Source organism: Limnoraphis robusta CS-951 (genome assembly GCF_000972705.2).
In genome coordinates, this window is record NZ_LATL02000356.1 from 15,594 (window position 1) to 27,244 (window position 11,651).

The 11,651-nt window shown below is 41.4% G+C and carries 11 protein-coding genes; 5 read left to right on the forward strand and 6 right to left on the reverse strand.

The features are described 5' to 3' along the window. Positions 1–16 precede the first annotated feature (16 nt). Together WN50_RS30175 and WN50_RS30180 are read left to right on the forward strand one after the other, a co-directional pair. Positions 17–469, forward strand: a complete 453-nt coding sequence (locus WN50_RS30175) for a DUF3531 family protein (protein WP_046281279.1) — start codon at positions 17–19, stop codon at positions 467–469. A gap of 52 nt (positions 470–521) precedes the next feature. After that, a complete protein-coding gene (locus WN50_RS30180) occupies positions 522–956 on the forward strand; it encodes an NUDIX hydrolase (protein ID WP_046281280.1) in 435 nt (144 codons plus the stop codon). Between the two features lie 5 nt (positions 957–961). Here WN50_RS30180 and rnhA read toward each other — a convergent pair whose 3' ends face one another. Further along, positions 962–1,741, reverse strand: a complete 780-nt coding sequence (gene rnhA / locus WN50_RS35595) for a ribonuclease HI (protein ID WP_235441134.1) — start codon at positions 1,739–1,741, stop codon at positions 962–964. Positions 1,742–2,211: 470 nt separating this feature from the next. Here rnhA and WN50_RS33620 point away from each other — a divergent pair, with 470 nt between their 5' ends. Further along, positions 2,212–8,499 (forward strand): PAS domain S-box protein, encoded by a 6,288-nt coding sequence (locus WN50_RS33620; RefSeq protein ID WP_049561237.1) that lies wholly within the window; start codon positions 2,212–2,214, stop codon positions 8,497–8,499. Positions 8,500–8,830: 331 nt separating this feature from the next. Next, positions 8,831–9,055 (forward strand): hypothetical protein, encoded by a 225-nt coding sequence (locus WN50_RS30195; protein WP_046277531.1) that lies wholly within the window; start codon positions 8,831–8,833, stop codon positions 9,053–9,055. A 209-nt stretch (positions 9,056–9,264) separates the two neighbouring features. Here the strand turns inward: WN50_RS30195 and WN50_RS30200 are convergent, their stop codons facing one another. Next, a complete protein-coding gene (locus WN50_RS30200) occupies positions 9,265–9,705 on the reverse strand; it encodes a DUF29 domain-containing protein (protein WP_046277526.1) in 441 nt (146 codons plus the stop codon). A 296-nt stretch (positions 9,706–10,001) separates the two neighbouring features. Here WN50_RS30200 and WN50_RS33065 point away from each other — a divergent pair, with 296 nt between their 5' ends. Further along, positions 10,002–10,172 carry a type II toxin-antitoxin system HicB family antitoxin gene (locus tag WN50_RS33065; RefSeq protein ID WP_072075667.1) on the forward strand — a complete coding sequence of 57 codons (171 nt, stop codon included), beginning with the start codon at positions 10,002–10,004 and terminating at the stop codon, positions 10,170–10,172. A gap of 22 nt (positions 10,173–10,194) precedes the next feature. On the opposite strand, the gene WN50_RS30205 is transcribed toward WN50_RS33065, so the two are convergent. From WN50_RS30205 to WN50_RS30220, 4 genes are all read right to left on the reverse strand, one after another. Then, entirely contained in the window at positions 10,195–10,623 is a 429-nt protein-coding gene (locus WN50_RS30205; protein ID WP_046277527.1) for a type II toxin-antitoxin system VapC family toxin, read from the reverse strand. Beyond that, complete coding sequence (locus WN50_RS30210) at positions 10,623–10,841, reverse strand: hypothetical protein (protein WP_046277528.1); 219 nt, start codon at positions 10,839–10,841, stop codon at positions 10,623–10,625. The genes WN50_RS30205 and WN50_RS30210 overlap by 1 nt, the downstream gene beginning before the upstream one ends. A gap of 60 nt (positions 10,842–10,901) precedes the next feature. After that, positions 10,902–11,114 carry a hypothetical protein gene (locus WN50_RS30215; protein ID WP_046277529.1) on the reverse strand — a complete coding sequence of 71 codons (213 nt, stop codon included), beginning with the start codon at positions 11,112–11,114 and terminating at the stop codon, positions 10,902–10,904. Between the two features lie 143 nt (positions 11,115–11,257). Then, positions 11,258–11,651: DEAD/DEAH box helicase (locus tag WN50_RS30220; RefSeq protein WP_200906391.1), on the reverse strand; the 394-nt coding region annotated here is incomplete at its 5' end.

The window sequence follows — 11,651 nt, forward strand, 5'->3', positions numbered from 1 at the left end:
ATCAACGAGCAATTCTATGGATATTCTATTTCGCGAATGTAATCCCTTTGATTTGTGGATTTGGCTGAGATTTAGTACCGTTCCCTCCATGACTGAACGCCAATATATTGAAGAAGTTTTTGATTCCTGGTTTCTCTTAGGAAAATTGGGAGGATTTAATGCAGAAAATCTGCAAGTTCAAGAGTGTGGAGTCGATCTCAACTACATGACCTATGATACAGATAGCAGCGAGAGTAGCATGATGGCACTCATGCACAATATGGGGGAAATAGAATATCAAGGACTTTGGGTGAGATGTTGGTTTGACTTAGGAACCACTGACTCTTTTTCCCTCGATATTTTGATTAATGCTTTCCAACAACTGAGTAAAGAATACGTCACCATTGAAGAATTAATTATTGGGGGACAAAATGAAGATTGGCCAGTTGATGAAGATTACAAAAATTCAACGTTTGCAGACTATAACTAACCGTCTAAATCGAGCATTAACCGCAAAATAATTCAAAGGGATTGGGTGAATTATGGGGAAGAAAATTCGGGTATTAGCTTTAGGATTAATTCAAGATCAAAACCGCTTGTTTTTATCCCAAGGCTATGATCCTATCAAGCAAGAAACCTTTTATCGGGCTTTAGGGGGCGGTGTAGAGTTTGGAGAACAGAGTCGAGACGCTTTACAACGAGAATTTTTAGAAGAAATTCAAGCAGCCCTAACCAATATTCAGTATTTAGGCTGCTTAGAAAGTCTCTTTGTCTACAAAGATAAACCCGGACATGAAATCATTCAACTCTATAAATGTGACTTTGCTGATCCGAAATTTTATCAGATCGAACAACTCACTTTTAAAGAAGGAAAACGCGAAAATCTCGCACTTTGGGTTCCACTCTCAGGCTTTTTATCCGGTGAACTGACTTTATATCCTGAAAACTTTCTGGAATATTGTCTGAAGCCAAATTAGCACCTTTAAAACAAAGAGATTTGCTGCATCGCAGGATTTTCATAGCCTAAATCTGGCGGTAAATTTCTTTGTTGAGAGGCTCGAACTGCGAGGCGATCGCAGCATTCATTTTCTAGATTTCCCGCATGACCTTTCACCCAAACCAATTTTACCTCATGCTGTGAACAAAGTTGTAATAACTGTTCCCAAAGATCAGGATTCATCGCCCATTCTTTGCTATTGCGTTTCCAGCCATTGGCTTTCCAGCGTTTAGCCCAACCTTTTTCGATCGCATCAATCACATATTTTGAATCACTATACAGCGTGACTCTACTTTTTGTCTCTAAAGCTTGGAGTCCAACAATCGCCGCCATCATCTCCATGCGGTTATTGGTTGTTAACTGAAAACCCCCTGATAATTCCTGTCGATCCTCTCCCTGAATTAATACAATACCATAACCACCAGGCCCCGGATTTCCCAAACAAGCCCCATCCGTATAAAGGGTGACTTCCTCCATTTGTGATGAATCTTTTCGAGTTTCTTGCGTTTTTTTAACAGGTGGAGCAGGAGCGAAATTTTCTGTTAAAATAGCTGTAGTCTTGGTGTCGGGTTCATGCCGTTGGGAAACCTGTAAATTCAGCGTCACACTTTCACGAAATAGGCGAATCATCTTTAATAGATGTGGCCGATATTCAGGAGGTGTCGCTGCAATTTCTGAGAAAAACTCATCACTTTCAATTTGAGAAAATTTCTTCACAGGTTTAGAGAAAACGTCATCCTGATTTTCATTGGGTTGAGACATCATTTAATCTAGCACTCTACACAGCATCAGCTCCATTTCATTTTAAAACGTGAGCGCACCTTTTTTACTGAAAAATCCAATCGCCTGAATCTATCTCAAGATAGAGATATCTAACCCCTGGCTCATCTTAAGCTAGAATAGACAATCTACCCAAATTTCAGTACCCCTGTCACCGATTAGATATCCCTCGTTACACCAATTAACAGAAGACACCAACTCCATCTCCAGCCGAAAACATTTGCCTCGGATCTGCGGATTTTGCCTGAAAGAGTTAATATCGGAAAAAATAGATCTAGTCAACCCTTGGAATTCGCGTTATATTTATTGTTAAACTAGAGCAATAGCAGGATAGCGTCAAGCTAAAATATCAGTTTAATCTGGACTCACTGACCACCTGTTTTTTGACTCAAAACTTAGCCTAGAAACACAAAAAAATCTATGGGTTCTGCTTCATCAGTGGAGGAAAAAAGACCGTGAAAGCAACATCACCCGATCCATTTCAAGCTGGAGGTGAAATCGGAAAAATAATCCGATCGCAGAATTGGTCGCCAACTCCCCTGGGTGCTGTTGAACAATGGTCTGTACAGCTCAAAACGATTTTAAATCTTGTTTTAAATACCTGTCATCCTCAGTTTATCCTCTGGGGAAATGAACGGATTTTACTCTACAATGATGCCTATTATTCAATTTGGGGTAAAATTCTGCCTCTCTCTACCTTGGGTCAACCGTTGAATTCTTGTTGGTCGGAAATGAGCCAGGAAATCGCTTCAGATATACAACAGATTTTAGAAACTAGACAAGCAATTTTGCGGGAAAATAAACAATTTAATTCACAATTATTCAGTCAACAAAAACAGCGTTATTTTAACATCTCTTATAGTCCGATTTTGGGTCAAACGGGTGAAGTCGCCGGAGTATTGGGAACCCTGATAGAAACAACCTCTCAAACCCTTAGCCAACCTCAGTTCAATCAAAGTTACAATATATTAGAACGAATTACTGATGCTTTTGTTGCCTTAGATCGAAATTGGCGTTATACCTACATTAATCAAGAAGCCGCTCGTTTGTTGGGATATACTCGCGAAGAATTGCTGGGGAAAGAACTCTGGAAAGACGTATTTGATGCCGATGCAGAACATCCCGCAACCCAACAATTGCGTCTAGCCATGAGAGAACAAACCCCCCTGCATTTAGAAATCTTTTCGCCGGTGCTTAATCGCTATTTAGAAATCAACGCCTGTCCCTCACCCGAAGGAATTTCTATTTATTTTAGAGATATTAGCAAACGCAAACAAATCGAATCCCAACTGCGTTCGAGTGAAGAATTTAACCGTCGGATTATCGAAAGCAGCATGGACTCTATCAAAGTTCTCGACTTAGAAGGGCGACTGCTGTTGATGAACTCCGGCGGACAATACCTGTTAGAAATCAATAATATTGAACCCTATTTACATCAACCTTGGGTGGAATTTTGGCCTGATGGCGATCGCGAAAAAGCAGAAATAGCCCTAACTCAAGCACGAATAGGAAAAACCAGTCGCTTTCAAGGCTATCGTCCGACTCAAACAGGTAAACCGAAATGGTGGGATGTGTTGATCACTCCCATCTTTGGAAGCCAAGGAAAAGTCGAACAAATTCTGGCGTTATCCCGAGATATTACTAACTTAAAACAAGCAGAAGATGTGCTGCGAACCAGCGAAAACCTCTATCGAACTCTCAGTGATGCAGTCCCCGACTTTATCTGGTCTTGTGATAGTAAAGGACAAACTGATTTTGTTAACTCACGCTGGATAGAATACACCGGTTTAACCCTAGAAGAACTGAATAAAAAAGGCTTACAACAGATAAACCATCCCGATGACTATCCCTACTTACAAGAAGCCTGGGATCAAGCCAAACAACAAGGAACAGCTTTTGAAGCGGAATTTCGTTATCGCCGCCATGACGGGGTTTATCGTTGGTTTATGGGTCGTGCGGTTCCCCTCAAAGACGAAAGCGGAAACATCATAAAATGGATAGGCATCACCACAGACATCCACGAACGCAAACAAGCCGAAGCCGAACGAGAGCAACTTCTCCAACAGCTAGAAACCGAACGCTCCCGGATGAGAGCCATCTTACAGCAAATGCCAGCCGGAGTCCTAATCGCGGATGCTGAAACCGAAGAATTAGTCCTGGCGAACCAACAAGTCGAAGAGATACTGGGCTACTCCTACGCCCTAGAATGGCAGTTAGAAGCCTACGATCAAGACGTCACCTTTGAAGGTTTTCATCCCAATGGACAGCCTTATCGTCCTGATGAATATCCCCTCGCGCGATCGCTACGGACAGGCGAAGTGGTTTTAGGCGAAGAAATCGAAATTCACCGAGCAGATGGTCAGCGCATCATTATTGATGTGAATTCTAGCCCGATTCGAGATCAACAAGGAGAGATTTTAGCAGCCGTTGTTGTGTTTCGAGATATTACCTATCAACGGCAAGCAGAACTGGCGCTGAGACGGGGTGAAGAACGATTTCGCGCCCTGATCGAACAGGCACCCGATGCTGTATTAATCGCCGATCTCCAAGGCACCTATATCGATGTGAATAACAACGCCTGTAACTTACTCGGTTATTCACGAGAAGAACTGATTGGTAAGCAAATCCTAGAGATTATTCCCCCCAAAGATCAACCTCGACTCGAAGCCGTCAAACAATCCTTACTGCTGGGGAATACCCACGTCGAAGAATGGACGCTGATTAGAAAAGATGGCACTATCGTTCCCGTTGAAATCAGTACCAAAATATTACCCGATGGCCGCTGGCAAGCCTTTGTTCGAGATATTAGCGAACGCCAACAGACCCAAGAAGCCCTACAAACCAGCGAAGAACGATTTCGACAGATGGCAGAAAATGTTGAAGATGTCTTCTGGATCGCCCAAATGCAAGACTACAAAGTTCTCTACGTTAGTCCCGCCTATGAAACACTCTGGGGATATTCCTGTGAAAGTCTTTATGCAAATCCCTATGAATGGATGGAAATGATCCATCCCGAAGATCGTTCAAAAGCTGAAGCCGCCTTTACCGAACAGGTTAAAACCGGTCGATGTGCGGTTGAATTTCGGGTGATTCGTGCCGATGGTTCTATTCGGTGGATACGCGATCGCGGTTTTCCCATTCCCGAAGAAGACGGTCAAATTCGCCGAGTCGCCGGAATTGCAGAAGATATTACCGAACGAAAACAAGCCGAAGCCGCCTTAAAACAACGAGAAGAAGAACTGCGCTTAATTACCGATGCAGTTCCGGCTTTAATCGCCTACGTTGATCGCGATCAACGGTATCGCTTTGTTAATCGGGCTTATTCTGATTGGTTTGGGCATCTCCCCGAAAACATTATCGGTCAGGATCTTGCTGAATTTATTGGGGAAACCGCCTATCAGTTCATGCGTCCTGACGTCGAGTCCGCACTCGCTGGAGAACCCGTAACGGTTGAACTCTTGATGCCCTTTAAAGATGGCGGCCCCCGCTATGTTCGTCGTCAATATATTCCCAATATTGCCAGTGATGGTACGGTAACAGGATTTTATGGCCTGATTACAGACATTACCACCTTAAAGCAAACCGAAGAAGCCCTTCGTTTGAGCGAACAACGCTATCGTTCGCTTGTCTCCATTCTCAGTTCGATAGTTTGGATCGCTGACCCCGAAGGTCAATTTATTCAGCCTCAGCCCGCCTGGGAAACCTACACCGGACAAAGCTGGAGTGAACATCAAAACTGGGGCTGGTTACAAGCGATTCATTCGGATGACCAAGAGCGAGTCAAATCCCTGTGGATACAAGCACGAGATAGCAAAACCCTGTATCAGTCTGAAGGACGGATCTGGAATACTGCAACCCAGAAATATCGCTACTTTGAAGCCAAGGGAATCCCATTGTTTAACTCCGATGGTTCGATCCGAGAATGGGTCGGGACGATCACCGATGTAGACCATCGCAAGCGATCAGAAGTGGCACTCCGTCAGAGTGAAGAACGATTTCGGCAATTGGCGGAAAATATCGAGGATGTTTTCTGGATCATGGATATGCAGGAGATTAAAATTCTTTATGTCAGTCCTGCCTATGAACGCATCTGGGGAAATTCCCTGCAAAGCCTTTGCAATAATCCCTATGACTGGTTAGAGACGATTCATCCTGAAGATCAAGAGCGCGTTAGACTCGCCTTTTTTGAACAGGCTGTTGAAGGTCAATTTAGTCAAGAATATCGCATTGTTCGTTCCGATGGTTCCGTTCGTTGGATTCGCGATCGCTCGTTTCCCATTTACAATGAACAGGGTGTAATTCGTCGGGTTGCTAGGATTGCTGAAGATATTACCCCAGCCAAACAAGTTGAAGCGGCTCTGCGACGCAGTGAACAACAATTTCGCGTCGCTCAAGAGTTATCACTGTATGCGTTTACCATCCTCAAAAGTATACGGGATAAAACCGGAGAGATCATTGACTTTGAATGGATTTACGTTAATCCCAAAGCCGCAGAAGCCCTCAAACGTCCCGCAGAAGATCTCCTCGGTCAACGACTTTTAGAGGTTTTACCCGGAAACCAGTTCCACTTTAATTTGTTTAAACGTTATGTTGAAGTTGTTGAAACAGGTGAACCTGACGATATTGAGCTTTTCTACGATGCCGATGGGATTACAGGTTGGTTTCACAATATGGCGGTTAAATTAGAAGATGGGGTAGCAGTTTCCTTTAGCAATATTAGCGATCGCAAACAAGCAGAAGTGGCGTTACGTTTAAGTGAAGCCAACGCCCGAGCTAGAGCAGAAGAACTCGAAGCCTTGATGGAAGCGGTTCCGGCGGCTATTTGGATAGCCCATGATCGCCACTGTCATCAGATGAGCGCCAACTTAACGGCTTATGAACTGATGCGGATGTTTCCCGGTTCAGTGCCAACAGCGACTCCGGCTGATGGAAAAAACCCTCTACCTTTCAAGCAACAAATTAATGGCAAAAATATTCCCCCCCAGGAGTTACCCATGCAGAAAGCCGGACGAACAGGTGAGGAAGTCGAAGGGGAATTAGAATTTATTTTTGATTCTGGGGAGGTTCGTTATATCTACGGTAAAGCGGTGCCGTTGCGAGATGACAATGGACAAGTGCGGGGAGTGATTGGAGCGTTTTTGGATATGACGGAACGCAAACGCGCTGAAGAAGCCCTACAAGCCAGTGAAGAACGGTTCCGGTTAGCGACTCGGGCGGTAACAGGGATTGTCTATGACTGGGATCTGCAAACCAACCACGTCTATCGATCGGAAGGTTTGCGTCAACTGATTGGTCTAGGCCCGGAAGAGGTTCCTCAAGATCGAGATTGGTGGAGTGAACGGATGCACCCCGAGGATCGTTTAGTGATTCAACCTCAGATGTTGTCAAATATAGACAATGGCTTTGATCGCTATAGTTTTGAATATCGAGTTCGCCATGAGGATGGACATTGGGTTGATGTTTGGGATCGAGGGTATATTCTTCGCGATCGCAAAGGTGAGTTAGTTCGGGTTGTTGGTTCGACGGCTGATATTAGCGATCGCAAACGAGCCGAAGCCGAACGAGACCAACTTCTCGCCCGTGAACGCGCCGCTAGAGAAGAAGCAGAGGCCGCTAACCGCATCAAAGATGAATTTTTGGCGGTTTTGTCTCACGAATTGCGATCGCCGTTAAATCCGATTCTGGGTTGGGCGAATTTGCTTCAGCGTCAAAAGGTGGATGACAAAATCCTCCATCAAGCCTTGACAACGATTGAGCGCAATGTCAAGCTACAAGTGCAGTTGATTGATGATTTGTTAGATGTTTCTCGGATTTTACGCGGTAAGCTGAACTTAAATCGCTCATCGGTTGATCTGAGAATTGTGATCATCTCGGCTGTGGAAACTGTTCGTCTGGCTGCCGAAGCGAAGTCCATTGAGATTAAAACTCACCTCTATCCTCAAGTCGGACAAGTTCTCGGTGATGCGGGGCGTTTACAACAAATTGTCTGGAATTTGCTCTCCAATAGCGTTAAATTTAGTTCGATTGGTGCCAAAGTAGATATCTGGTTAGAACAAGTCGGGACTGAGGCTCAAATTCGCGTCAAAGATGCAGGTAAGGGAATTAGTCCTGAATTTTTACCTCATGTCTTTGAATATTTTCGTCAGGAAGATGGAACGACGACGCGCAAGTTTGGCGGACTGGGCTTAGGATTGGCTATAGTTCGTTATATTACCGAAATGCACGGCGGAACAGTGCAAGCGGATAGTCCCGGTGAAGGACAGGGAGCTACTTTTATTGTCAAGTTTCCCCTGATTCCTCAAAACGGCGAATCTGCCAAAAATGACCAAACTCTAGATGCTGAGTCTTTCAACCCTAAGTGCTTGCAGGGAATTCGGATTTTAATTGCTGAGGATGAAGCGGATACCCGAGATTTTCTCACTTTAATGTTAAAACAAGCGGGTGCAACGGTGATTGCTGTTGATTCTGCAATAGAAGCCCTGAAAGCGTTTATGCGTTCGACTCCCGATATTTTAGTTAGTGATATTGGGATGCCGGGAATGGATGGTTATCAGTTAATGAAGCAAGTTCGATCTTTGTATAAGAATAGATCAGACCAACAAATGCCTGCGATCGCATTAACGGCTTATGCGGGAGAAAGTGATTTTCATAAAGCCATTGCTGCTGGGTTTAGCCAACATATTTGTAAGCCTGTTGAACCGGATCGTTTAATTACAGCGATTCTTGATTTAGTTAATCGGTAAAGCAGTTATAGCAAATATTTAACGATATTATAGCAGTCGAAGCCTTTGATTAGGACACTGTTTTTCTGTCAAATCCTTTGATGATAAAGGTTTCAATTCTGTCTCCTGTCTCCTGTCTCCTGACTTCTGCTATATATGATTTTTCGGAAAAGTCACCTGATCAATTATATCATTCAAAGGGCATAAAATGTTATTTTAATTTTGACTATTAATTCTTAACCCTTGACATTTTATATTTATCAGTATTTAATGCTATAAGAAGGGCAGAAACGATTTTCATCTCCGGATGTCATAAATGTCCAAGTTTAAAAATTTTAGGGATAATTTGATCATGCCAGAGAATAATTCTACCTCAAAGTCTTCAGCAGTCTCCTATCGAGATCGTCTGAATCCCTGGACAATCACTCGTTTACTTCCCAACTTAGAACGTACAGTCATAGGTCGATTCCGCAGTCGGTCTAATGCCGAGGGTCACTTACAACATTTGAAACAGGTTCTCCCGAAAGCTTCCTTTACCCTCGCTTTTGATTCTCAATCAGAAGAAATACAAGATTAGATTTAGTTATAGCAATAAATTTAGCAATCTGCGATCGCGTTTCTGAGGTTTAGAAGTGCGATCGCACCTATTTGAGTTAACAGTCTACCTATTAAACCGTTGTAAACTCGGTAAATTTCCGTTCTTCCGATGGAAAAACGCTAAGATAATATCTTCTGATCGCATGGGATAACAGCCTAAAAAACTTTTAATTTCAATGACAATTGGTTTTATTCGTTAATAATATTAGATTCTAAGGTTTCCTCAAGAGTGAAAGGTGATTCTTTTGGAAAAAAAATTAATTTAATTTTGGTTTCATCCGATGCTTTGAAACGTGCTTTTTGATAACAGTCCTCAAATACTTCTGAAAGCAGAGGTTTCAAACTCGGACTATCTTCTAGTAATTCTTCAATACAAATCCGTTGTTCTGTGATGGTACTGCGCCAACTTTCATTACGTTTTTCAGGCTGATAATGCCATTTTAGCAGGTGCATTAACAGTATAATCAAACGACTTTTTAATTCTCGTTTCTCACTTCTACCCATACTTTCAACTTCTTCAATTAAATTCGGAATATCTACCTCATTGAATTGATTTTCCTTCAACTGTTGAGCCGTTTTTTGTGTCCACAGGTAAAAGTCTTGTTCATAGAGATTATTGTGTATTTTCATAAGTTTTTACCAATAACGATCAATATAAATGCTGTAGATTAATTCATAAAATGGTTGTAAACATGGAAATAACTAGAGTTTTTAATTGTTCAATGCTGAGATTGGATAGAGGTTGTGGTAAGATGATCTTTATTCTGCACGGTTATTATCATTATAGTCTAACAATGTTCAGCGCGATCGCATTCATTAACCTGTAGGTTGGGTTTCACTGCGTTCAACCCAACAGTTTTAAACGATAAGCCAATTCAGATTAATTGTGATAAAATCAATTAAAATTAACCAAAAAAAATAATGATATGAAAATTAAAGTGATTGTTTGGCAAGAAGATAACGTTTGGTGTGCGAGTGTTCCTGCGTTACCGGGTTGTCATACTTGGGGTGAGAGTTACGAACATTTAATGGAAATGGTTAAAAAGGCGATCGAAGCGTGGTTAGAAGTAGCCAGTGAACAACAATCTCAAAACTAACAAACAAAAATTAGCAGTTATTCTATTCAGTAAAGTCTGTAATCGGAATCAGTGTAACACCGCAATTAATCGCAGCATTAAGTTGGCGATCATCAACCGTAATTAAAGGATAATCTAACTGCAATGCCAAAGCAATATATAGAGAATCATAAATAGCCAATTGATGAGTTAACCCAATATCTAATGCAGAAGAGAGTAAGTAATTAACAGAAGCTATATTAAAAGGGATAGATTGTAAATCCAGAATCAGTAATTGTGCTTGTTCTTCTGGAAGTCCATAAAATCTGACTTGTTTCCAGATGACATTTGTACATTCTAGTAAGCAAAATTCAGGAATGTAAAACCGATCTCCTTTCAAGAGACGATTAAAAAGCATTCTGACTTGTGGAGTATATTCTTGCTGAATAAATCGCTGAATTACAATACTCGCATCAATAATATAATTATTCATTATTGATGACGCTCCTCCTGTAAGAGTTGTAAGGTAGAAGGTGCAGAGGAAGGGGGATTCCAAATATGAGAGTCAATCGAGTTAAATATTTCTTGCAATTGCTGTTGATTGGGAGTTTTTTGTATAACTTGATGTTGGCTCAGTCTTTCATCAACAATAGAAATAACTAGGCCTTTTAATTGTTCAATGCTGAGATTGGATAGAGGTTGTGGTAACATAATCTTGATTCTGCACAATTATTATCATTATATTCTAACAATCTTCAGTGCGATCGCCTTTTAACCTGTAGCTTGGGTTTCACTGCGTTCAACCCAACATTGTTGAATTCCCGCTATTGTTTCCAACTGTTCAATCAATTGGCGTAACTTAACTGGGTCAATTTTGTCGGGATCGAGAAAGGTTACAAGCACCTGGGTATTACTAATGTCTTGGGGTAATTCACTTAATTGAATCTGCCCATCTCGATAAAACCCTTCAACTGTTTTTAGCATAAGTTGATACAAATAATGATTGCTGTTAGCTCATTATACTCATTAACCTGTAGGTTGGGTTTCACTGCGTTCAACCCAACATTTGTAAAATATTAAATAAAATAATTTCGCTATCGTAGGGAAGCAGTTTAGGGGGTTTGGTTTCAATCAACTTCAATAACTTCATTGAAAAAAACGTGATATTTTAAGTTTCCTAAATTTACAACAATCAGATTATGTCTACATCTTGTTATTCCTGTGTATATTAATTCATCCATTGAGAATGTGCTGTCACTATTTTCATCATAATCTTCAATAATTAAAACAAGTGTGTGTATTTCCCAACCTTTAAAACTATGAATTGTCGATAATTTTACTGTACCAGGATTCATCCAAAAATTTTCTTTTTTATTTTTTCTTACTTTTTCTATTTCACTTTTTGAACGAGACATAATTGTTTCATAGAGTTCCTTAGACTCGAACATAGCTTGAGTTTTTTCATGCTTATCATGTCTTATAAAGTAATCTATATCTCTGACAATTTCTACTGTGTATGAT

Coding starts and splice junctions, on each gene's coding strand:
- WN50_RS30215 (WP_046277529.1), bottom strand. CDS start 11,114: ATGCTAAAAACAGTTGAAGGGTTTTATCGAGATGGGCAGATTCAATTA.
- WN50_RS30210 (WP_046277528.1), bottom strand. CDS start 10,841: ATGTTACCACAACCTCTATCCAATCTCAGCATTGAACAATTAAAAGGC.
- WN50_RS30180 (WP_046281280.1), top strand. CDS start 522: ATGGGGAAGAAAATTCGGGTATTAGCTTTAGGATTAATTCAAGATCAA.
- WN50_RS30175 (WP_046281279.1), top strand. CDS start 17: ATGGATATTCTATTTCGCGAATGTAATCCCTTTGATTTGTGGATTTGG.
- rnhA (WP_235441134.1), bottom strand. CDS start 1,741: ATGATGTCTCAACCCAATGAAAATCAGGATGACGTTTTCTCTAAACCT.
- WN50_RS33065 (WP_072075667.1), top strand. CDS start 10,002: ATGAAAATTAAAGTGATTGTTTGGCAAGAAGATAACGTTTGGTGTGCG.
- WN50_RS30195 (WP_046277531.1), top strand. CDS start 8,831: ATGCCAGAGAATAATTCTACCTCAAAGTCTTCAGCAGTCTCCTATCGA.
- WN50_RS30200 (WP_046277526.1), bottom strand. CDS start 9,705: ATGAAAATACACAATAATCTCTATGAACAAGACTTTTACCTGTGGACA.
- WN50_RS30205 (WP_046277527.1), bottom strand. CDS start 10,623: ATGAATAATTATATTATTGATGCGAGTATTGTAATTCAGCGATTTATT.